The sequence below is a fragment of the Streptomyces sp. NBC_01439 genome (assembly GCF_036227605.1).
Classification (GTDB): Bacteria; Actinomycetota; Actinomycetes; order Streptomycetales; family Streptomycetaceae; genus Streptomyces.
The window spans coordinates 4,928,428-4,950,464 of sequence record NZ_CP109487.1; the positions used below are offsets into that span (position 1 = coordinate 4,928,428).

A 22,037-nucleotide genomic window follows, 5' to 3' on the forward strand; every position below is an offset into this window, starting at 1 on the left:
GAAGGAGTCTCTCCCGTGACGGAAGGCACCACCACCGCCGCCGCTGAGAGTGGCGACACCCTGACCCGCCTCGAGCAGGAGGGTGAGATCGCGGCCGACTACCTCGAGGGTCTGCTGGACATTGCTGACCTGGACGGCGACATCGACATGGACGTCGAGGCCGACCGGGCCGCGGTGTCGATCGTCAGTGACTCGGCCAGCCGTGATCTGCAGAAGCTCGTGGGCCGCGACGGTGAGGTTCTGGAGGCGCTCCAGGAGCTCACCCGCCTCGCCGTGCACCGGGAGACCGGGGACCGCAGCCGGCTGATGCTGGACATCGCCGGGTTTCGCGCGAAGAAGCGCGAGGAGCTGGCGGCCCTGGGCGCTCAGGCCGCGGCGGACGTAAAGGCGTCGGGCGAGCCGCTGAAGCTGGCTCCGATGACCCCGTTCGAGCGCAAGGTCGTCCACGATGCGGTGGCGGCCGCCGGTCTGCGGAGCGAGTCCGAGGGCGAGGAGCCGCAGCGCTTCGTCGTCGTGCTCCCGGCCTGATCGTCGACGCGAGTTGTTCGGCCCCGTCTGTGTCGCAGACGGGGCCGATGTTTGTCAGCCTGGCCTGACAGGTGAACGACGCCTCACTTGAAGACGTGGTTTTCAAAAACCATGCGGTACGGAAGGACGGTCCCCGTGACGGAGGCAGCTGAGCTTCCCCCGGCGCCTGAAGAGGCGCGCGCGGTGTTCGGTGAGTTTTTCCCGGAAGCTGTGCGGTACGCGGAGCTGCTGGCGGACGCGGGAGTCAAGCGGGGCCTGATCGGGCCGCGTGAGGTGCCGCGCCTGTGGGAGCGGCACCTGCTGAACTGCGCTGTGCTGTCGGAGGTGGTGCCCCAGGGCGTCACCGTGTGCGACGTGGGCTCGGGTGCGGGTCTGCCCGGTATCCCGCTCGCTCTGGTGCGACGGGATCTCAAGATCACGCTGCTCGAACCGCTGCTGCGGCGTACGACCTTCCTCCAGGAGGCCGTGGAGCTGCTCGGCCTGGACCACGTCACGGTGATGCGCGGGCGGGCCGAGGAGGTCCTGGGCAAGCTGCAGCCGGTGCACGTGGTGACGGCGCGGGCGGTGGCTCCGCTGGACCGGCTGGCTGGCTGGGGAGTGCCCCTGCTGCGGCCGTACGGCGAGATGCTGGCGCTGAAGGGCGACACCGCGGACGAGGAGCTGGTGTCGGCGAAGACGGCGCTGGCGAAGCTGGGTGTGGTGAAGACCTCGGTGCTGCAGGTGGGCGAGGGTCTGGTGGACCCGTTGTCGACGGTGGTGCGGGTTGAGGTCGGCGAGAGCCCTGGAGGGGTGAGGTTCGCGGCCAAGCGGGCTAAGGCGGCCCGGGTGGGGCGTACCCGCCGGCGCCGGTAGTTCTCCGCTGATTTGCTGGCAGCCGGGGCCCACACGGGAGATTTCATCCGTGTTGGGCCCTATAGGTATGGATTTCGGAGTGTCGTAGCGGCCGGGAGACTCCCTCCGGGCATCGTGTTTCACGTGAAACGTCGCTCTCTGCTGCACGGAATCATCAGCCGCGGTCGTGCGGCTTCCTCCTCCCGCGAGCGCAAGGACGCAAGGGGGACAGAGTTGTCCACATCGGTGGATTCATCCACAGGAGTACGGGCCCCGCTGGTTCGCGACCCGGGTGACATGGGAGGCTCTGTTCATCGCGAGCCTGATGTCGAGGAGAGTGACACCGTGCGGTCCGACGCCAACCTCGCGGGGCCGATGGCCGATCCGGTCCCCGGTCCCCGCTCTGAACCGGCGGGTGAGGATGTTTCACGTGAAACATTGCCTCCGCCTCTTGTAGACAACGACACCCCCATCGGCCGAGCCGCTCAGCAGGCGGTCGACGCCCTGGGGCGCACCGGTGAGAGGCTTCCCCGGCCGAATCAGACCCGGGTCATCGTGGTCGCCAACCAGAAGGGCGGCGTGGGCAAGACCACGACGACCGTGAACCTGGCGGCGTCGCTCGCGCTGCACGGTGCACGGGTCTTGGTGGTCGACCTCGACCCGCAGGGCAATGCGTCCACGGCGCTGGGCATCGACCACCACGCCGACGTGCCGTCCATCTACGACGTGCTCGTGGACAGCCGGCCGCTGCTGGAGGTCGTCCAGCCGGTGGTGGACGTAGAGGGGCTCTTCTGCGCTCCCGCCACGATCGATCTGGCGGGTGCGGAGATCGAGCTGGTGTCGCTGGTGGCGAGGGAGAGCCGCCTCCAGCGGGCGATCCAGGCGTACGACCAGCCCCTCGACTACATCCTGATCGACTGCCCGCCCTCGCTCGGCTTGCTGACGGTGAACGCACTGGTGGCCGGCGCGGAGGTGCTGATCCCGATCCAGTGCGAGTACTACGCGCTGGAGGGTCTGGGTCAGCTGCTGCGCAATGTCGATCTGGTGCGGGCCCATCTCAACCCGACGCTCCACGTGTCCACCATCCTGCTGACGATGTACGACGGCAGGACACGGCTGGCCTCGCAGGTGGCGGAGGAGGTGCGCAGCCACTTCGGCAAGGAGGTGCTGCGGACGAGCATCCCTCGGTCGGTGCGCATTTCCGAGGCGCCGAGCTATGGGCAGACGGTGCTCACGTACGACCCGGGTTCCAGTGGTTCCCTCTCCTACCTGGAGGCAGCGCGAGAGATCGCGTATCGAGGGGTCGGCATTCATTACGACGCTCGGCACGCCCATCTGGGCCCGGGCAGCAACAGCACGCACAGTGTGGCGGAGGGGATCCAGTGAGTGAGCGACGTAGGGGTCTGGGGCGGGGGCTCGGTGCGCTGATCCCCGCGGCTCCGCAGGAGAAGACGCCGCCGGTGATCAGCGCCGCGACGACGTCCCCGTCGGCGGTGCCGACGATGGCTTCGGAGCGTGGGGTGGCGGCGGCGAAGCTCGCTGCGCTCGTACAGGCCGATGTTTCACGTGAAACATCGCTTGCGGTTGTGCCGGTGGCCGAACCCGAGCCCCAGTCCGAGCCGGAGAGCGATGTGGTGGCGGGGGCGACGTTCGCCGAGCTCCCGATGGACGCGATCACGCCGAACCCGCGCCAGCCGCGCGAGGTGTTCGACGAGGACGCGCTTGCCGAGCTGGTGACCTCCATCCAGGAGGTGGGCCTGCTCCAGCCGGTGGTGGTGCGGCAGTCGGCCCCCGGTCGCTATGAGCTGATCATGGGTGAGCGGCGCTGGCGTGCCTGCCGCGAGGCCGGGCTGGAGGCCATTCCGGCGATCATTCGGGCGACGGACGACGAGAAGCTGCTGCTGGACGCGCTGCTGGAGAACCTGCATCGGGCTCAGCTGAACCCGTTGGAAGAAGCGGCGGCCTACGACCAGCTGCTCAAGGACTTCAACTGCACGCACGACCAGTTGGCCGACCGGATCGGGCGCTCGCGTCCCCAGGTGTCGAACACGCTGCGACTGCTCAAGCTGTCCCCTTCGGTACAGCGTCGGGTCGCCGCGGGAGTGCTGTCGGCCGGACACGCGCGTGCGCTGCTCTCGGTGGAGGACTCTGAGGAGCAGGACAAGCTGGCGCACCGGATCGTGGCCGAGGGGCTGTCGGTGCGTGCGGTCGAGGAGATCGTGACGCTGATGGCCTCGGAGCCGTCGAGTGCGGTGAAGCCGAGGGGCCCGCGTGCGGGTGCCCGGGTGGCCCCGGCGCTCAGCGAGCTGGCGACGCGGCTGTCGGACCGGTTCGAGACGCGGGTGAAGGTGGATCTGGGCCAGAAGAAGGGCAAGATCACCGTTGAGTTCGCCTCGATGGAGGATCTGGAGCGGATTTTGGGGACGCTGGCACCGGGCGAGGGTCGGGTGCTGGATCAGGGTCTCGCCGGGGAGTGATCCCGGGGCCGCCCAGGGGCGGACCGCAACGGTGTGAACCGGTGCGGTCCGCCCCTTCGCTTTGCTGTCGAAGAACGATGGACCAGTGGATACGATGCGGTCATGGGTCGTCGGCTGGTACCGCTCACGCTGGACAACCTCCAGGACCTGCCCCGTCGTTGCCGGTCCTGTGTGTTTTGGGAGTTGGACCCGGTCAGTGGTGAGGCCGCGGTGAAGGCGGGTACTCCCACCCAGGAGAAGGAGGCGTGGATCTCCGCCGTCCTGTTGGAGTGGGGATCCTGCGGCCGAGTGGTCTATGTGGACGAGGTCCCGGTGGGCTTCGTCCTCTATGCGCCGCCGGCGTACGTGCCGCGGGCCACCGCCTTTCCGACCAGCCCGGTCTCGCCCGATGCCGTCCAGCTGATCACTGCATGGATCATGCCGGGGTACCAGGGCCAGGGGCTGGGGCGGGTCATGGTCCAGACGGTGGCCAAGGACCTGCTGCGGCGGGGCTTCCGGGCGATCGAGGCGTTCGGGGACGCGCACTGGGAGGGCCCGGCGTGCCTGCTGCCGGCCGACCACCTGCTCGCGGTGGGCTTCAAGACGGTCCGCCCGCACCCGGTGCATCCGCGGCTGCGGCTGGAACTCCGCTCGACGCTGTCGTGGAAGGAAGACGTGGAGCTGGCACTGGACCGGCTGCTGGGTGCGGCGCGCAAGGAGCCGGCGCTCCGGCCGCTGTGAGCGCGAGACGCGGAACGGGGCCGCCCCTGGAGGGGCGGCCCCGTTTCACGTGAAACATCGATCGCGTCAGGCGGTCTTGACCTCGACGAACTCGGAGAGGTCGCGCAGGATGGCGGCCTTCGGCTTCGCGCCGACGATGGTCTTGGCGACCTCGCCGCTCTGGTAGACGTTCAGCGTCGGGATGGACATGACGCCGTACTTCGCTGCCGTGGCCGGGTTCTCGTCGATGTTGAGCTTGACGATCTCGATCTGGTCGCCGTACTCGGCAGCGATGGCCTCGAGGGACGGCGCGATCTGGCGGCACGGTCCGCACCAGGCGGCCCAGAAGTCCACCAGTACGGGCTTGTCGCTCCTGAGGACCTGCTCGTCGAAGTCAGCGTCGGTCACGTTCTTGAGGGTGCCGGCCACAGCGGCCTCCTTCTTCTTTCCTGCGGGGTGTGGGGTGGGGCGGTGTGGGGGTCAGACCGGTCAGACCGCTGCGTGGACCTTCTCGGCGTCCGCGAGCGCAGCGAGGAAGCGCTCGGCGTCGAGGGCGGCGGAGCAGCCGGTGCCCGCGGCGGTGATGGCCTGACGGTAGGTGTGGTCGACGACGTCGCCGGCGCCGAACACGCCGGTGGCGCTGGTCCGGGTGGACGGGGCCTCGACCTTGAGGTAGCCCTCCTCGTCGAGGTCGAGCTGGCCCTTGAAGAGCTCGGTGCGGGGGTCGTGGCCCACGGCGATGAAGAGGCCGGTCACGGGAAGCTCGGAGGTCTCACCGGTCTTGGTGTTGCGCAGGGTGAGGCCGGAGAGCTTCTGATCGCCGCGGATCTCGGCGACCTCGCTGTCCCAGGCGAACTTGATCTTCGGGTCGGCGAAGGCGCGGTCCTGCATGGCCTTCGAGGCGCGCAGGCTGTCACGGCGGTGGACGATCGTGACGGACTTGGCGAAGCGCGAGAGGAAGGTGGCCTCCTCGATCGCGGTGTCGCCGCCGCCGACGACGGCGATGTCGTGGTCCTTGAAGAAGAACCCGTCGCAGGTGGCGCACCAGGAGACACCGCGGCCGGAGAGGGCGTCCTCGTTGGGCAGGCCGAGCTTGCGGTGCTGGGAACCGGTGGTGACGATGACGGCCTTGGCGCGGTGCACGGTGCCGGCGGTGTCGGTGACGGTCTTGATTTCACCGCTCAGGTCCACGGCCACGACGTCGTCCGCGATCAGCTCGGCGCCGAAGCGCTCGGCCTGAGCACGCATGTTGTCCATGAGGTCGGGGCCCATGATGCCGTCCTGGAAGCCCGGGAAGTTCTCCACCTCGGTGGTGTTCATCAGGGCGCCACCCGCGGTGACGGCACCTTCGAAGACCAGCGGCTTGAGCGAAGCGCGTGCGGTGTACAGGGCGGCGGTGTAACCGGCCGGCCCGGAGCCGATGATGATCACGTTTCGGACGTCGCTCACGGGTTTCTTCCTCGTCTCTGCGGACTGCGTACTGCCAACCGGGGGCCGGTGCGGACTCTCACCCCACCCAACGGATCCTACGGCGCATGCATTCCCCACCCGCCCCACCACGGCCCCGAGCGCCTCGGCTACCGCGGATAGGTGCTCGTCAGAAGGACCTTCCCGGGGTCTGCCGAACCGGTTCGCTCGCACGCCGTGTCGACGAGGTAGGCGTCAACACGGGCGGAGTCGGCCGGGTGCGGCAGGACGAGGAGGTAGACGGGGGTGCCCTGGTAGCTGCCGCGTTCGGCGGCGAGCGGGGTGTCAGGGCGACCGGTGGCCTGCTGGACACAGGAAGGGACGGAAGGCGCTGCCCGCTTGTCTCCGGGTGCGGTGTTCTCCAGTCCGAGGGTGTTGTTCTGCTCCGCGGGAACGTTCTTTGCGCCCTGATCGGCCCCGATGAGCTGCCTGACACTGTTCTGGAGCCCCTGAGCGGTGTAGCTGCCTTCGCCCGTGGCGGCGGACGGCCGCGCTGCGGAGTCGGATGCCTCGCCACTGGCGGCGGTTCCGTGGGTGGGCGTGCCCGAGAAGTCGCCGAACAGGAAGATGCCCAGGGCGCAGGCGGCGGCTCCGGTGAGACCGGCGAGGACGGCGATCCGGCGCCGCGCACGGCGTCGCCCGGGGCCGGTTGGGCCGGTCGGGTGACCGGCGGGCCGGGGGTACCTCCCAGCGGTAGCTGGGGGCGTTCCACGTGAAACATCGCGGTCCGGCGTGCGGGGCCGGTCGGCCGGTACGGCCTCGGCCTGTGGCTGGGTGGCGTCGAGGAGGGCCTCCGCGGCGAGGGCCGCGTCGATGCGGCCGGCGATGTCTGCGGGCATCCGGGCCGGCCCCGGCAGGGTGCCGAGGAGGGAGCGGATCTCCTCCAAGGAGGTGCGGACATCGGCGCACAGGGTGCAGTCGCCGAGATGGCGGCGGATTTCGGCGGTACGGGACGGGGAGAGGAGACCTTCGGTCAGGTCGGAGATCTCCGAGACGTCCGGGTGCCGGATCGTGCCGGTCGTGCCGGACATGCCAGTGGGCGGGGTCACGGTCGTCCACCTCCGCCCTTCACAGCGTCTGGGTCTGGATGCCTGGGTTCTGCCGCTGGTGGGACGGGTGGGCCCGGCGTCCGGTTCCTTCCCCGCTCGGTGGCGGTGTTATCCCCGGCATTCGTGCGCAGATGAGTGAGGAGCGGCAAGAGTTTCGCCCGGCCGCGCGCACAGCGGCTCTTCACGGTGCCGGTGGGGACGTCGAGGATCCGGGCGGCCTCGGCGACGGGGTACCCCTGCATGTCGACGAGGACCAGCGCGGCTCGCTGGTCAGCCGGGAGCGTGCTCAGAGCGGCCAGGAGCTGGCGATGGAGGTCCTGGCGCTCCGCAGGGGCCTCCGCGGACTCATGGGGCTCCAGGAGGCGCTCCAGGCGGTCCGTATCGTCGAGGGGGGCGGTCCGGCGGGAGGCGGCCTTGCGGGCGCGGTCCAGGCAGGCATTGACGGTGATGCGGTGCAGCCAGGTGGTGACGGCGGATTCCCCGCGGAAGGTGTGCGCGGCCCGGTAGGCGGACACCAGCGCGTCCTGCACGGCGTCGGCGGCCTCCTCGCGGTCCCCGAGGGTCCGCAACGCCACGGCCCACAGTCGGTCCCGGTGCCGCCGCACGATCTCCCCGAAGGCCTCGGGATCCCCGGCGACGTGCCGGGCCAGGAGCTCCTGGTCCGAGGCGGGGGCGGGGCCGTCAGGCGCAGGCCTCATGATTCCCCTCCTGTTGGAAGCCGAGCACATGTCGATCCGGGTTCGTCCCGGAGCGGACCCGCGCGGCCGGATACCCCGGGAGGTCTGCGGGAAGATCCTTCCCGCAGACCTCTTGCCCGGACCGGACCGGGCCGCACACAGCGCGGGCAGCGCTAGGAGATCCGGGAGAAGACGACGTTCGTGATGCCCTGCTTGTACCCGGCCGTGCTGAACTCCGAAGGGCCGGCCATGGGCATGGCCGTGAGCCACAGCACCACGTAGCGCGTCTTGACCGGAGTCTCGGTGGCGAGCTCCAGCTGCTTCTCCTTCGTCGTCCCCGTGGCGATCTGCTTCATGCTCTTGATCGGGGTCGACGACGACAGGCTCGGCGCGGCATAGAGCGTCGCGGTGGTGTGGTCTCCGGGGAACCGGAACGCTATCGAGGCCGCACTCACCTCCTGTTCTTCGCCGAGGTCGAAGACGAGGCCGAGCCCCTCTTTGAAGGCCCCCATGTCAGGGCCGTCGTCGTACCGGTAGGTCCGCCAGAACGAGGTCGCGTCGTTGTCGTAGGCCTTGGAGACCCCGTCGAGATCCTGGGGCTTGTCGTCCGGGTAGTACTCCGCCGCCCCCTTGATGGCCAGCTCGGTCCGCTCCGGCGCCTTCGGGTTGTCTTCGGGCCCGGGCTTGGTGTTGTTGCTGGTGCCGCTGTTCCCTTGCTGGCTGGTGCGGCCCAGGAGGGTGTCGGCCAGCTGCCAGCTGCCCAGGCCGAGGGCGGCGATGAGCAGGGCGGCGACGCCCCACTTCAAGGCCCGGCCGGTACGGCTCTCCAGCGGGGCCGGCGGCGGGACGACGGGACGACTCTGGACGGTGTTCAGACCGGGAGGCGTGGGGCGTCCGTAGCTGCCCTGCTGGTAGGTGGTGTGCTGGTACTCCGGCGGAGCCGTGAAGACGGGCTCCGGCGGCCGGATGCGGGGCATCGCGGCCACGGCCTTGGCCAGCTCGTCAGGGGTGGTGCAGGCGGGTTCCTGACGGGAGGCGGTGGCCCCGTCGTTGGCGAGCGCGCGCATGGCGAGTTCGCCCAGTCCCCGGTGGACGCCGGCACGCACCTGGTCGGGGGCGATCAGCCCAACGCCCTTGGGCAGGCCGGTGAGGCCGTACGCGTCGCTCTCGTACGGCCAGCGCTGGGTGAGGGCGGCGTACAGGAGCGCGCCGATGGCTTCGGTGTCGGCCCGCTGCGGGGTCTCGCTGGTGATGCCGCGCAGGGCGGCGTTCACGGCGAGGCCGCGGATGCGGTACTGGCCCGTGGAGGTGCGCAGTATGGCGCTGGGCGTCAGCCGCAGATGGGCGAGCCCCTCGCGGTGCGCGGCGGCCATGGCCTGGGAGACCTGGCTGACGAGCTGGTAGGCCTCGTGGGCCTCCAGCGGGCCCGCGGCGAGGAGCGCGGTGAGCTCGGTGGCATCGGGCAGCCACTCGTGGACGACGTAGACGACGTCGTTCTCCTCCACGGCGTCCAGGACCTGGACGAACCGTGGGTCGCCGAGCAGGGCCGAGGACCGGGCGGCGGCCAGGACGGAGCGGGCGCGCGCGTGGTCGGCGGGCATCAGGTGCACGCCCACGGCACGGCGCAGCTTCTCGTCCATCGCGCGCCAACTGCTGAATCCGTCCACACGGGTGACGCACTCTTCCAGCCGATAGCGTCTGGCGAGCTTGTGTCCGCTGTGCAGTTCGGGTGCAGCCGCAGGGGCCGCGTTGGTGCGTTCGCCGTCCTTGTCGGGCATGGGTCCGTCCGCGGCTCGTCCGTTCTGGGTGTCCACCCCGTCGGACGTGGCCTGTGCCGCCTGAGCGGTCAGCGGCTCATCGCCGCTGTTGTCGGCCACGTCGACGGCAGCCGTGCTACGTTCCGCCACCGTCGTTCCTGCCTCCCCATCCGTTGCGCGCTGTCAGCCAGTCTGCGAAGCCATGCCAATTGTGCCCACAGTCCGACGCTAAGCACGACACACGAAAGGGGGCGACGGTTGTGCGCATCAGCGCCCCAAACGTCCGCGGACCATTCCGACCATCGCGTTGAGCTCTTCGATCCGCATCCGCTTGGCGGCGATCAGGAACACCACGGCAAGGGCGATGCCGCCGGCGAGGAGGGCGGTGACGGAGCCGGCGACTCCGCTGCCCAGCCACTGCGTGACCCCGAAAGCGGCCGCGCCACCCACGGCGGCGGCCGGGACGCAGGCGCCGATGAGACGGGTGTAGGTGCGCATGACGTGCGCCCCGTCGAGGTCGCCACCGAGCCGGGTGCGCAGGCGCCGCCAGGCGACGCCGACGCCTACGGCGTAGCCGAGCCCGTAGGCGGCGGCCATGCCGACCACCGCCCACCGGGCGGGGAGGACGAAGAAGGAGATCGCCGAGCCCGCCGCGTTGACCGCGGCGACGATGACGGTGTTGTAGAAGGGCGTCCGGGTGTCCTCGTAGGCGTAGAAGCCGCGCAGGACCACGTACTGGATGGAGTACGGGATCAGGCCGAGGCCGAACGCCATCAGGATGTAGCCGATGTTCTGGGCGCCCGAACCCGAGCCGGCGTAGAGCAGGGTGGCCATCGGGACACCGAGGGCGAGGAAGGCGAAGGCGCAGGGCACGATCGCGACGGCCGAGGTGCGCAGCCCGTAGGAGATGTCGTCCCGGACCGCGGCGGCGTCACCGTCGTGCGCGGAGCGGGAGATGCGGGGCAGGACGGCCGTCATGACGGAGACGGTGATGATCGCCTGCGGCATCTGCCACAGCAGCAGCGCGTATTGGTAGCCGGTGAAACCGGTGCCCGGGTGGCCCTGCTTCTCGGCGACCGAGCCGGCCCAGGTGGCGAGCTGGGTGACGACCACGAGGCCGGCCTGGTTGGCGAGGACGAAGAAGAACGTCCACTTGGCCAGGCCCGCGGCCTTGCCGAGGCCGTGGCCCCGCCAGTCGAAGCGCAGGCGCGGCTTGAAGCCCGCGTCGCGCAGGTACGGCAGCATCGCGAGAGCCTGGACGGTGAGGCCGAGCAGGGTGCCCAGGCCCAGCAGGCGGACGCCCTCGGGGGTGACCGTGCTGGCGTTGACGCCGGAAGTGGTGAAGCCGCCGAAGGCCCAGATGAAGGCGCCGAAGGTGGCGATGACCACGATGTTGTTGAGGACCGGGGTCCACATCATCGCGCCGAAGCGGCCGCGGGCATTGAGGATCTGACCCAGGACCACGTGCACGCCCATGAAGAACATGGTGGGCAGGCAGTAGCGGGCGAAGGCGACCGCGACGTCCATCTGCTCGGGGTCGGAGGCGATCTTCGGCGACATCATCGTGATGAACACCGGTGCGGCCAGGACACAGATGGTGGTGACGGCGGCCAGCAGCACGACGACGAGGGTCAGCAGCCGGTTGGCGTACGCCTGCCCGCCGTCACTGTCGTTCTTCATGGCCCGGACCAGCTGCGGGATGAAGACGGCGTTCAGGGCGCCGCCGCCGACCAGCACGTAGATCATCGTGGGCAGCGTGTTGGCGATCTGGTACGTGTCGTTGAAGGTGCCGACGCCGATGGCACCCGCGATCGCCAGGGTCTTCAAGAAGCCGGTGAGGCGGGAGACGATCGTGCCCGCGGCCATGAGCGCGCTGGACTTGAGCAGGTTCGCTGCCCGTCCGGCGGGCTTGCTCGGTGCCGGTGCGGCGACGGGGGCTTCCTCGACGGCGGTGCGGGGCGCCGCCTCCTGGTCCCGGTACAGGTGCGCGAAGGCATCCGGTTCGGGCTGCTCGTCCGAGGCACCGGTGACGAGGGAGTCCACGCCGACGAACTGGGTGGTGGTGGCGTGGTCACCGTACGGCAGGTGGCGCGAGGGACCGTCCGGCTCGGGCGGCGGGGTCTGGGCCCAGACGCGCGGGTCGGGGGAGTACGAGGGCGCGGTCGGCGCGGCGTAGAGCGGGCCGGGCTCCTGGTAGGTGCCGGGCGGCGGCGGCGGGTGCGAGGCGCGGTCGTAGAGCACCTCGGCGACCGGGTCCTGGGCCGACAGGTCGTGGGACCGGTACGGGTCGTGGTCGTAGGCGTCCTGGACATACGGGTCACGTTCCGGCGCGGGCGCAGGCGCGGAAACCTGCCCGGGCACCGGGGTGCCCGGGGCAGCGCCCTGGGAGGGCGCAGGCCCACCAGTGCCCTGCGCGCGGTCACCGTCGTACGGCGCGTTCATCGAAACCCCACCTCATCGTCCCCAGGCCGACCGGCCACGGCGTCAATCAACGGTCCACTGTCTCACTCGCGCCGGACCCCTCGGTGCTTTGCGCTCCGGTGTCAGGGGACTCGTCACTCGGCTGCGTGCTCTCCTCGGCGGCCGCGCGTGCTGCGACGCGCTTGCGACTGGCGTACATCTTGATGCCTGCCAGGACCAGGAGGAGCACACCGCCGGCGATGACGAGCATCACGGTGGGCGTGATCTCGGTGGCTTCGACGGTGAACTTGCGTTCCTTGCCGTAGGGGACGCCGTCCTTGGTGAACAGCTGCGCCGTGACCTCGACGGGGCCGCTCGCCGTGGCGTTGGCGGTGAACTTGACCGTCTGGGTGTGGTCGCCCTGGACGGTGACCTGCTGCTCGGCCTGCCCGCTCTTGCCGAACATCAGGCGGGTCGGATTGGCGGACTTCACGCGCAGCACGAGGTCGTGGACGTCCTGGACCAGGCTGTTCTGGACGCTGACCGGGATGGTGGCGCTGTGCCCGGACAAGGTGGCGTCGGACTTGGGGATGACCTTGACCTTCTCGGTGAGACCGATCAGGTAGTCCTGGGCCTGGTCCCGGTAGAGGCGGGCCTCCTCGGGACGCCCGCGCCAGGAGGTGGACATCTCGCGGTTGGTGGTGTTGCCGAAGGGGATCTCCACGCGGTCGGGCGCGGCGAGGATCACCTTGAAGCGGTCGAGGGTGTTCTGCGTGGCGCGGATCTTCTCGAAGGCCGACACAGGCAGCTCCTGCTTGCGCAGGGACTCGGGGTACTGGCCGGCGCCCGGCACCTGGGTGGTGGCTCCGGGGTCGGGCTTGGCGGCGGCCGCGGCCTCGAGGTCCCCGGGCTGGGTCCAGCGGCCCGCCTGGAGGCCGCGTACGGCTTCGGCCATCGACTGGACCTGGCTGACGCTGGGCATCCGCTGTGGGGCGACGACGAAGCTGCGCGGCTCGTCGGTCTTCTGCAGGTTCAGGGCGAGGCTGTGGGCGAGGAACCGCTGCACGGCGAGCGTGGAGGTTCCGGCGTCCAGCATGTCGCCCTCGAAGGCGGTGGACAGGTCGGCGTCGGCGACGACGGCGGTGGTGCCGGCGCCGATGGGCCGGGCGGCCGAGGGCGTGTAGCCGAGGGCGCCGCTTTCCACGAGGCTGTCGCTGCGGGTGAGGACGTTGTGGGCGCCGGCCGAGGTGGCGACATTGACGATCGAGGGATCGATGGCGCCGTCCACGGGCCAGGAGAAGTCCGTGGACGCGGGAACGTGCAGGACCGTCTCGACGGCCTGCTTCGCCTTGTCGGTGGCGGGGCGCAGCTGGCCCAGGGTGCCCGAGACGTCCTTGCCCTGGTGGGCGAGGGAGGCGAGGTCGGGATCGGCGAACGGCAGGGCGACGACCTTCTTGCCCTGGACGGCCGCCTCCAGGGAGCTCAGCCACTGCTCGGCGACGGCCTTGTTCTTGCCCTGGACGGGCTTGCCACCGGGGCTGCGGACCCGGTAGCCCTTGGTCATCGCGTCGACCGCGTAGAGCAGGTCGGGGTCGATGACCCAGGTGATCGGGAGGTCCTTGCCAAGGGTGACCATCTGCTCCAGGCGCCCGCCCGGCTTGATCTCGTCGGCGAGGGAGTCGTCGAGGAAGACGGGGGTCTGGAGCTCGTCGGAGCCGGTCTCCGCCGTCACGCGCGTGGTGGAGATCAGCGGCCAGGCGTAGGTGAGCTGCGAGCGCTTGGCGGCGGCCTCGGGCTGCCAGGGCAGGAAGGTCCGCTTGATGCCCATCACCTGCTCGGACGGCCTGCTGTTGGTCACCCCAGACAGGGAGACGCCGAGCTGGTAGACGCCGTCCTTGTCCAGCTCCAGCTTGTTCACCGGGATGGTGAGCGTGAACTCCTGGCTGATCTTCGACGGCAGGGAAGCGATCTTCACCGCGAAGGCCGAGTCGATCTCACCCGGGTCGGTGCCGGCCCGGAAACCGGTCCGCTCGGCCGCCTCGTCGATGGACGAGCGGTCCGCGAGCGCGGGCCCGACCCGCAGACCGACATGTGCGTCGGTGATGGTCTCGGCACCGGTGTTGAGCACGGTGCCCCGGATGGTGAGGGTGTCGTTCTTCACCGGTGCCAAGGGGGTCATGGAGGTCAGCTGGACGTCCACGGCCGAGGCCTGCGCGGCCTCGGCCCGGGGGGCGGGAGAGTAGATCAGCGCAGCCAGTACGGGCGTCCCGGCGAGCAGGACGATCGCCCGCCGCAGCCACCGGCGCCGGGCAGGAGCGGGGGACGCCCCCTGGTTGTCAGCCGCCTCGGCCACGCGCTAGCCCGTCCCTCGAAGTGTCAGTGGTCGTCTTTTGTGCGTCCACGCATGGTAACGAGGCCCGCTGTGTGCGAGTGCCGCGCCTTGCTCCACATGATCGGCTCAGGACCCCGGGGGCGGCGTACCGGGGTGGCCGCAAAACGGGGCGGCCCCTGGGGAGCCGGGCACGTACCCTTTTCTGTTGTGCCGAACGCCAACGAAGACAATCCCAGTGCCCTGAGTCAGGTGCAGCGCCGCGCGGTCAGTGAACTGCTGCGGGTCGCTCCTGTCGCCGACGAGCTCGGCCGCCGTTTCCAGGAGGCGGGCTTCCGTCTCGCCCTGGTCGGTGGGTCCGTCCGCGACGCGCTGCTGGGGCGTCTCGGCAACGATCTCGACTTCACCACCGATGCCCGCCCCGAGGACGTTCTGAAGATCGTCCGGCCGTGGGCGGATTCGGTGTGGGACGTCGGTATCGCCTTCGGCACCGTCGGGGCTCAGAAGAGCGCCCGCGTCGGGGACACCGTGCGGAACTTCCAGATCGAGGTGACGACGTACCGCTCGGAAGCGTACGACCGTACGTCGCGCAAGCCCGAGGTCTCCTACGGCGACTCGATCGACGAGGACCTGGTCCGGCGTGACTTCACGGTCAATGCCATGGCCCTGGCCCTGCCCGAGCAGGAGTTCATCGATCCGCACGGCGGTCTGCAGGATCTGGCCGCCGGCGTGCTGCGCACGCCCGGAACCCCGGAGGAGTCCTTCTCCGACGACCCGCTGCGGATGCTGCGGGCGGCGCGGTTCGCCGCGCAGCTGGACTTCGAGGTCGCCCCGGAGGTCGTCGTGGCCATGAAGGCGATGTCCGAGCGGATCGAGATCGTTTCCGCGGAGCGGGTCCAGGGCGAGCTGAACAAGCTGATCCTTTCCGCCCACCCGCGCAAGGGTCTGGGACTGCTGGTGGATACCGGGCTGGCCGACCGGGTGCTTCCCGAGCTGCCCGCACTGCGGCTGGAGAGTGATGAGCACCACCGGCACAAGGACGTCTACGACCACTCGCTGATCGTGCTGGAGCAGGCGATCGCGCTGGAGGAGGACGGCCCGGACCTGGTCCTGCGGCTCGCGGCGCTGCTGCACGACATCGGCAAGCCCCGCACCCGCCGGTTCGAGAGCGACGGTCGGGTCTCCTTCCACCACCACGAGGTGGTGGGCGCGAAGATGACCAAGAAGCGGCTCACCGCCCTGAAGTACTCGAACGACATGATCAAGGACGTGTCCCGGCTCGTGGAGCTGCACCTGCGCTTCCACGGCTACGGCGACGGGGAGTGGACCGACTCCGCGGTCCGGCGCTACGTCCGCGACGCCGGTCCGCTGCTGGAGCGTCTGCACAAGCTGACTCGGTCCGACTGCACCACGCGCAACAAGCGCAAGGCCAATGCCCTCTCCCGGACCTATGACGGGCTGGAGGACCGTATCGCGCAGCTGCAGGAGCAGGAGGAGCTGGACGCGATCCGGCCCGACCTGGACGGCAACGAGATCATGGAGGTGCTCGACGTGCGCCCCGGCCCGGTGATCGGCAAGGCCTACGCCTTCCTGCTGGAGCTGCGGCTGGAGAACGGCCCGATGGGCCGTGACGCCGCCGTCGTCGCGCTGAAGGAGTGGTGGGCCGCACAGGCCTGACCTACGGACGACGGGGGCCGATGTTTCACGTGAAACATCGGCCCCCGTCGTTCTTCAGAGCTGATGTTTCACGTGAAACGTCGCTCGCCCCGGGCCAGGAACACGGCGGTCGCGGCGTAGAGCGCTGACACGATGAGGACCAGGGCCACGGAGCGTCCGTCGGCGGGGAGCATGAGGGAGGCCACCGCCGCCGCGCCGACGAACGCGACGTTGAACAAGACGTCGTAGACGGAGAAGACGCGGCCGCGGTAGTCGTCGTCCACCTGGGACTGCAGTTCGGTGTCGGTGGAGATCTTGGCGCCCTGGGTGGCGAGGCCGAGTACGAAAGCAGCGGCCAGCATCGGCCCGGGGGCGAAGAACAGGCCGAGGGCCGGCACCAGGACGGCGGCGCCGGCCGAGCATGCGGTGATCCAGCCGAGCGGGCCCAGCCGGCCCACCAGCCAGGGGGTCACCACGGCGGCGGCGAAGAACCCGGCCCCGGAGGCGCCGACGGCGATGCCCAGCAGCGCCAGCCCGTCGGACTCGTTGTCCGACCAGGCGTAGCGGCAGAGCATCAGCAGCATCACGAACAGGGTCCCGTAGCAGAACCGCATCATGGTCATCGCGGTGAGTGCCCGGGCCGCCTCGCGCCGGGAGGCGAGGTGGCGCAAGCCCTCGGCCATTCCCCGCACCGTGAGGGCGACCCCCTCGGCGACCGAGGGATGGGCCCGGCCGGCGGGGTGGTCCGGCCCGAGGAGGCCGATGGCCAGTTGCAGGGAGACCAGGGCCGCGCACAGGTAGAGTCCGGCGCCCAGGAGCACGACCAGGGCGTTGGAGTCGGAGGCCAGCAGCCGGACCAGGAAGGCCAGCCCTCCGCCCGCCACCGCCGCGAGGGTTCCGGCGGTGGGGGAGAGCGCGTTCGCGGTGACCAGCTGGTCGGGTCCGACGACGTGCGGCAGCGAGGCGGCGAGCCCGGACAGCACGAAGCGGTTGACGGCGGTCACGGACAGGGCCGAGGCGTAGAACAGCCAGTCGGGCACCTGCGCGACGATCAGCATTCCGGTGACGCAGGCGAGGAAGGCCCTCAGGAGATTGCCGTAGAGGAAGACCTGGCGGCGCCGCCAGCGGTCGAGCAGCACCCCGGCGAAGGGGCCGATCGCCGAATACGGCAGCAGCAGTACCGCCATGGCGGAGGCGATGGCCGCCGGTGAGGTCTGCTTCTCCGGAGAGAAGATCACGTAGGTGGCGAGTGCGACCTGGTAGACGCCGTCCGCCGCTTGGGAGAGCAGTCGTACGGCGAGCAGGTTGCGGAAGTCCCTCAGGCGCAGGAGTACGCGCAGATCACGTACGACAGGCATGAGGGCAAGGGTCACATACGCGGAGGGTCCCCGGGCACATTGCCCGGGGACCCTCCGCGGAAGAACTGCCGAAGTCCAGGTGTCGTGAAGACCCGTGGGTTCGGTTAGCGCTCGACCTCGCCCTTGATGAACTTCTCGACGTTGGCCAGGGCCTCGTCGTCGAAGTACTGCACCGGCGGGGACTTCATGAAGTAGCTGGACGCCGACAGGATCGGGCCGCCGATGCCGCGGTCCTTGGCGATCTTCGCGGCGCGCAGGGCGTCGATGATGACACCGGCCGAGTTCGGGGAGTCCCACACCTCGAGCTTGTACTCGAGGTTCAGCGGGACGTCGCCGAAGGCGCGACCTTCCAGGCGGACGTAGGCCCACTTGCGGTCGTCGAGCCACGCGACGTAGTCGGACGGGCCGATGTGGACGTTCTTCTCGCCGAGCTCACGGTCGGGGATCTGCGAGGTGACGGCCTGGGTCTTGGAGATCTTCTTCGACTCGAGGCGGTCGCGCTCGAGCATGTTCTTGAAGTCCATGTTGCCGCCGACGTTGAGCTGCATGGTGCGCTCAAGACGGACACCGCGGTCCTCGAACAGCTTCGCCATCACGCGGTGCGTGATGGTGGCGCCGACCTGCGACTTGATGTCGTCGCCGACGATCGGGACACCGGCCTCGGTGAACTTGTCCGCCCACTCCTTGGTGCCGGCGATGAAGACCGGGAGGGCGTTGACGAAGGCGACCTTGGCGTCGATGGCGCACTGGGCGTAGAACTTCGCCGCGTCCTCGGAACCGACGGGCAGGTAGCAGATCAGGACGTCGACCTCGCGGTCCTTGAGGACCTGGACCACGTCGACCGGAGCCTCGGCGGACTCCTCGATCGTCATGCGGTAGTACTTGCCCAGGCCGTCGTAGGTGTGGCCGCGCTGGACGGTCACACCGGCGTTCGGGACGTCGCAGATCTTGATGGTGTTGTTCTCGCTGGCGCCGATGGCGTCCGAAAGATCGAGGCCGACCTTCTTCGCGTCGACGTCGAACGCGGCGACGAACTCGATGTCACGCACGTGGTAGTCGCCGAACTGGACGTGCATCAGACCGGGGACCTTGGCCGCCGGGTCGGCGTCCTTGTAGTACTCGACGCCCTGCACCAGCGAGGCGGCGCAGTTGCCTACGCCGACGATGGCTACGCGAACCGAACCCATTCCGGTTGCTCCCTGTTTGTTCTCGGACGAGGCCTGCGAGGTGCAGGCCTCATTTTTCAGTTTCGTTGGACGGACCGGATCGTCTCCGATCCCGTCCCGCCCGCTCACTCTCGATGAGCTCGTTCAGCCAGCGCACTTCGCGCTCCACGGACTCCATGCCGTGCCGCTGCAGCTCGAGCGTGTAGTCGTCGAGACGCTCCCGCGTCCGGGCGATCGAGGCACGCATCTTCTCCAGACGCTCCTCCAGCCGGCTGCGGCGGCCCTCCAGTACCCGCATGCGGACGTCTCGTTCGGTCTGGCCGAAGAAGGCGAAGCGGGCGGCGAAGGACTCGTCCTCCCAGGTGTCGGGGCCCGTGTGGGAGAGCAGCTCCTCGAAGTGCTCCTTACCCGCGGCCGTCAACCGGTAGACGATCTTGGCGCGGCGCCCTGCGAGTGAAGCGGCGAGAGCGTCCTCCGGGGCGTTGCCCGGCTCTTCGATCAACCAGCCGTTGGCGACCAGCGTTTTGAGGCAGGGGTAGAGCGTCCCGTAGCTGAAGGCTCTGAACACCCCCAGCGAGGTGTTGAGCCGCTTGCGCAGCTCGTAACCGTGCATGGGGGATTCGCGAAGCAGGCCGAGGACGGCGAACTCGAGGATGCCTGAGCGTCTGCTCATCCGCCTGCCCCTCCTCCGCCCCTGAGTCTTTATGTCGAGCTGATGTATCGACTCGATACATCCAGACGATAGAACGGGGCGCTCTGATCGACAAGGGGAGACATGGTGACCGGTGTCACATCACCAATTCGCACCAGGCAGGTTGCCTGATTTGGGGTGAACTTCGGCACTGAGCGCGTTTTGAGCGTGCGTAGTCTGTGCGCCATGACACCGGGGGGTACCGGAACTAATCTGCCGCTTCCAGGCCACTCGCCTGCCCGAGGAGTAGTCGTTCGATGAGCGAGCACCGTCGCAAACTGCCGCAGCCCGAAGGCGGTGGGCGCGCCTCAGCCCGCCGCGCCGCCCAGCCGCGCCCCGGAAGGGGCGCGGCCGGACGTGACGTCCCTACGGCGTCGTACAGCGGCCCGTACGCACCGCAGCCCTCCCAGGGCAGCCGTGCCGATGCCCGCCGAGCCGCCCAGAGAGGCAGCGGCCGCGGGAGAGGAGCCGGCGCCGCCACGCGCGACAAGCGGCTCATCAACTACCCGCGGTCCGACAGAGACGGCTGGAAGCGCTTCGTGCCGTCCTGGAAGTTCGTCGCCGGCTCGGCCCTGGGCTTCTTCGCGGTCATCACGGCCGGCACCGGCATCGGTATCGCCATGGTGAGCAACCCGGACCCGAACAAGGCAGCCCAGGCGCAGAACAACGTCTTCTACTGGGCCGACGGCAGCCAGATGGTGGCGACGGGCGGTTCGATGAACCGGCAGATCGTGCCCATCTCCAGCATCCCCCGGTCGATGAGGGACGCCGTGATCTCGGCGGAGAACGAGTCCTTCGAGACGGACAAGGGCGTGGACCCGATGGGTGTCGGCCGCGCCGTGTGGAACATGGCCACGGGCGGCTCGACCCAGGGCGGCTCGACGATCACCCAGCAGTACGTGAAGAACACGTACCTGGACTCCGACCAGACGCTCAAGCGGAAGGCCACCGAGCTCTTCATCGCGATAAGGCTGGGTGTCACCGAGGAGAAGGACAAGGTCCTCGCCGGCTACCTGAACACCGCCTACTACGGGCGGGACGCCTACGGCATCCAGGCCGCGGCCCGCGCCTACTTCGGCAAGGACAGCCAGGACCTGAACCCCTCCGAGTGCGCCTTCCTGGCCGCCGTGCTGAAGGGTCCCAACCTCTACAACCCGGACGGCGGCATTGGCGCCGCGGCCACCCCCGCCCTCAACGAGAAGCGGGCCCGGGAGCGCTGGAGCTGGGTGCTGGACCGTGAGGTCGAGGTCGGCCGGATGGACAAGGCCGAGCGGGCGAAGTTCACGGACGCGGACTTCCCCCCGCGGGTCGAGTCGGAGCAGGCCCGCGGCATGACCGGCCAGATCGGCTACCTGGTCGACACGGCCAAGGCCTACGTGATGAAGACCAAGGGCATCACCCCCGAGCAGATGGCCATGGGCGGCTACCGGATCAAGACCACCTTCCAGAAGCCGAGGGTGGACGCCATGGTCAAGGCGGTCGAGGACACCCGCAACGGGTTCATCGACGAGAAGGGCCGCCCCGAGACGGACACCTTCGTACAGTTCGGCGCGGCCTCGGTGGACGTGAAGACCGGGGCCCTCGTCGCCCTGTACGGCGGCCCGGGCTGGGACCACAAGTACTTCAGCAACAACGCCAACTCCAGCGGTGTCCCGGTCGGCTCGACCTGGAAGCCGTACGTGCTGGCGGCGGCGATGGAGTACGGCACCCAGAACTCCAAGGGCAAGGGCATCTCGGCCGACAGCAAGTACATGGCCAATGACCTCACCGTGATCAACAACCGTGAGGGCAAGCCCCTGCGCGACGCGTCGGGCGCGCCGTTCAAGCAGAAGAACGAGAGCCCCACCTCCTTCGGGTACGTGACCCTCAACGAGGCGATGGAGAAGTCCATCAACGTCCCGTTCGCCCAGCTCGTCTTCGATGTCGGCCACGACAAGGTCAGGGCCGTGGCCAAGTCCACGGGCATCCTGGAGGAGTCGGTCAACCCGAACAACGACGCCTCCTTCGCCCTCGGTACCTCCACCCCGAGCGCCATCCGCATGGCCGACTCGTACGCGACCTTCGCCGCCTCCGGCACGCACCGCGAGCCGTTCTCGGTGACCGAGGTCGAGAAGGACGGCGAGAAGCTGTCGGGCTTCGAGGCCCCCAAGGACCAGCGGGCCATGGACAGCGCCGTGGCCGACAACATCACCAAGGTGCTGGAGAACGTCGTCGAGAACGGCACCGGCAAGAAGGTCCAGAAGCTGGGCCGGCCCGCCGCGGGCAAGACCGGTACCACGGACGAGAACAAGTCGGCTTGGTTCGTCGGCTACACCCCGGAGCTGTCCACCTCGGTGGTCCTCTTCCGCACCGACCCCAACTCGCCGGACAAGAAGTTGATCTCCATGAGGGGCGTGGGCGACATCCCCTCCCTCCACGGTGGTGACATCCCGGCCGAGATCTGGACCGAGTACATGGGCGAAGCGCTCAAGGGTCTCCCGGTCAAGCAGTTCCCGGAGGCCGAGGACATCGGCGTGACCGCCGACTCCGCAGGCGCCCCCTCCCCCACGCCCTCGGTCGTCGCCCCGGCGTCCCCCTCCCCGTCGACGCAGCCGCCGAGCTCCCCGCCGGCGTCGCCCTCCCCGTCCAAGGGCGGTCGGCCGACCTGCCCGCCGTGGAAGCTGTACTGCGACCCGGACACCACGCGGGGGACCACCAACGGAGGCGCCAACAGCGGCACCAGCACCGGCACCGGCACCAACTCCGGCAACACGTCCGGCACCAGCACCGGCGTGATCGGCGGGTCCACCGGATCACCGTCCCCGACGCCGACCGGCAAACCGGGACGCCCGGGCGGCATCACCGGCGGGGTCAACGACTCCGTCCCCGAGTGACCCGTACCACCGCTCCGTGAGTCGAGGAAGGCCGTCGCACCCCCGGTGCGACGGCCTTCCCCCATGTTCGGTCCGGTAC

16 protein-coding genes and 1 pseudogene are annotated in these 22,037 nt (G+C 69.5%); 7 read left to right on the forward strand and 10 right to left on the reverse strand.

Features of this window, described 5'->3' with window-relative positions; translation table 11 throughout:
• The first annotated feature begins 15 nt into the window (after positions 1-15).
• The 5 genes from OG207_RS22065 (at position 16) to OG207_RS22085 (ending at position 4,556) form a co-directional block, all read left to right on the forward strand.
• On the forward strand, positions 16-528 hold the full coding sequence (locus tag OG207_RS22065; protein ID WP_030008408.1) for a Jag family protein: 513 nt from the start codon (positions 16-18) through the stop codon (positions 526-528).
• Positions 529-663: 135 nt separating this feature from the next.
• Entirely contained in the window at positions 664-1,380 is a 717-nt protein-coding gene (gene rsmG / locus OG207_RS22070) for a 16S rRNA (guanine(527)-N(7))-methyltransferase RsmG (protein ID WP_329100199.1), read from the forward strand.
• A gap of 276 nt (positions 1,381-1,656) precedes the next feature.
• On the forward strand, positions 1,657-2,745 hold the full coding sequence (locus tag OG207_RS22075; protein ID WP_329100200.1) for a ParA family protein: 1,089 nt from the start codon (positions 1,657-1,659) through the stop codon (positions 2,743-2,745).
• Positions 2,742-3,836 (forward strand): ParB/RepB/Spo0J family partition protein, encoded by a 1,095-nt coding sequence (locus tag OG207_RS22080; RefSeq protein WP_329100201.1) that lies wholly within the window; start codon positions 2,742-2,744, stop codon positions 3,834-3,836. Before OG207_RS22075 ends, OG207_RS22080 begins: the two co-directional genes overlap by 4 nt.
• 102 nt (positions 3,837-3,938) lie before the next feature.
• On the forward strand, positions 3,939-4,556 hold the full coding sequence (locus tag OG207_RS22085; protein WP_329100202.1) for a GNAT family N-acetyltransferase: 618 nt from the start codon (positions 3,939-3,941) through the stop codon (positions 4,554-4,556).
• A 66-nt stretch (positions 4,557-4,622) separates the two neighbouring features.
• Here the strand turns inward: OG207_RS22085 and trxA are convergent, their stop codons facing one another.
• The 7 genes from trxA to OG207_RS22120 all read right to left on the reverse strand — a co-directional run bounded on the left by trxA (position 4,623) and on the right by OG207_RS22120 (position 14,238).
• Entirely contained in the window at positions 4,623-4,964 is a 342-nt protein-coding gene (gene trxA, locus OG207_RS22090) for a thioredoxin (protein WP_030008403.1), read from the reverse strand.
• A 60-nt stretch (positions 4,965-5,024) separates the two neighbouring features.
• Positions 5,025-5,984, reverse strand: coding sequence for a thioredoxin-disulfide reductase (gene trxB, locus OG207_RS22095; RefSeq protein ID WP_109779288.1), 960 nt, complete (start codon positions 5,982-5,984; stop codon positions 5,025-5,027).
• 128 nt (positions 5,985-6,112) lie between these two features.
• Positions 6,113-7,051, reverse strand: coding sequence for a hypothetical protein (locus OG207_RS22100; protein ID WP_329100203.1), 939 nt, complete (start codon positions 7,049-7,051; stop codon positions 6,113-6,115).
• Positions 7,048-7,749, reverse strand: coding sequence for an RNA polymerase sigma factor SigM (gene sigM, locus OG207_RS22105; protein WP_329100204.1), 702 nt, complete (start codon positions 7,747-7,749; stop codon positions 7,048-7,050). The genes OG207_RS22100 and sigM overlap by 4 nt, the downstream gene beginning before the upstream one ends.
• A gap of 152 nt (positions 7,750-7,901) precedes the next feature.
• Entirely contained in the window at positions 7,902-9,635 is a 1,734-nt protein-coding gene (locus OG207_RS22110; protein ID WP_329100205.1) for a protein kinase family protein, read from the reverse strand.
• Between the two features lie 117 nt (positions 9,636-9,752).
• Entirely contained in the window at positions 9,753-11,927 is a 2,175-nt protein-coding gene (gene murJ / locus OG207_RS22115; protein ID WP_329100206.1) for a murein biosynthesis integral membrane protein MurJ, read from the reverse strand.
• A gap of 46 nt (positions 11,928-11,973) precedes the next feature.
• A complete protein-coding gene (locus OG207_RS22120) occupies positions 11,974-14,238 on the reverse strand; it encodes a DUF6049 family protein (protein ID WP_329100207.1) in 2,265 nt (754 codons plus the stop codon).
• 186 nt (positions 14,239-14,424) lie between these two features.
• Here OG207_RS22120 and OG207_RS22125 point away from each other — a divergent pair, with 186 nt between their 5' ends.
• Positions 14,425-15,891 (forward strand): CCA tRNA nucleotidyltransferase, encoded by a 1,467-nt coding sequence (locus OG207_RS22125; protein WP_329100208.1) that lies wholly within the window; start codon positions 14,425-14,427, stop codon positions 15,889-15,891.
• Between the two features lie 68 nt (positions 15,892-15,959).
• Here OG207_RS22125 and OG207_RS22130 read toward each other — a convergent pair whose 3' ends face one another.
• From OG207_RS22130 to OG207_RS22140, 3 genes and pseudogenes are all read right to left on the reverse strand, one after another.
• Positions 15,960-17,228 (reverse strand): MFS transporter, encoded by a 1,269-nt coding sequence (locus OG207_RS22130; protein WP_329100209.1) that lies wholly within the window; start codon positions 17,226-17,228, stop codon positions 15,960-15,962.
• A 104-nt stretch (positions 17,229-17,332) separates the two neighbouring features.
• On the reverse strand, positions 17,333-18,415 hold the full coding sequence (locus tag OG207_RS22135; RefSeq protein ID WP_189737960.1) for an inositol-3-phosphate synthase: 1,083 nt from the start codon (positions 18,413-18,415) through the stop codon (positions 17,333-17,335).
• Between the two features lie 52 nt (positions 18,416-18,467).
• Positions 18,468-19,067: pseudogene (locus tag OG207_RS22140) on the reverse strand (helix-turn-helix transcriptional regulator); the annotation flags it as partial.
• Positions 19,068-19,342: 275 nt separating this feature from the next.
• Here OG207_RS22140 and OG207_RS22145 point away from each other — a divergent pair.
• Positions 19,343-21,958 carry a transglycosylase domain-containing protein gene (locus OG207_RS22145; RefSeq protein ID WP_329100211.1) on the forward strand — a complete coding sequence of 872 codons (2,616 nt, stop codon included), beginning with the start codon at positions 19,343-19,345 and terminating at the stop codon, positions 21,956-21,958.
• Positions 21,959-22,037 lie beyond the last annotated feature (79 nt).

Excerpts from the sequence above, each read along its gene's own strand:
- OG207_RS22135 (WP_189737960.1), bottom strand. The coding sequence starts at position 18,415 with ATGGGTTCGGTTCGCGTAGCCATCGTCGGCGTAGGCAACTGCGCCGCC.
- OG207_RS22130 (WP_329100209.1), bottom strand. The coding sequence starts at position 17,228 with ATGCCTGTCGTACGTGATCTGCGCGTACTCCTGCGCCTGAGGGACTTC.
- sigM (WP_329100204.1), bottom strand. The coding sequence starts at position 7,749 with ATGAGGCCTGCGCCTGACGGCCCCGCCCCCGCCTCGGACCAGGAGCTC.
- OG207_RS22145 (WP_329100211.1), top strand. The coding sequence starts at position 19,343 with ATGAGCGAGCACCGTCGCAAACTGCCGCAGCCCGAAGGCGGTGGGCGC.
- murJ (WP_329100206.1), bottom strand. The coding sequence starts at position 11,927 with ATGAACGCGCCGTACGACGGTGACCGCGCGCAGGGCACTGGTGGGCCT.
- OG207_RS22075 (WP_329100200.1), top strand. The coding sequence starts at position 1,657 with ATGGGAGGCTCTGTTCATCGCGAGCCTGATGTCGAGGAGAGTGACACC.
- OG207_RS22085 (WP_329100202.1), top strand. The coding sequence starts at position 3,939 with ATGGGTCGTCGGCTGGTACCGCTCACGCTGGACAACCTCCAGGACCTG.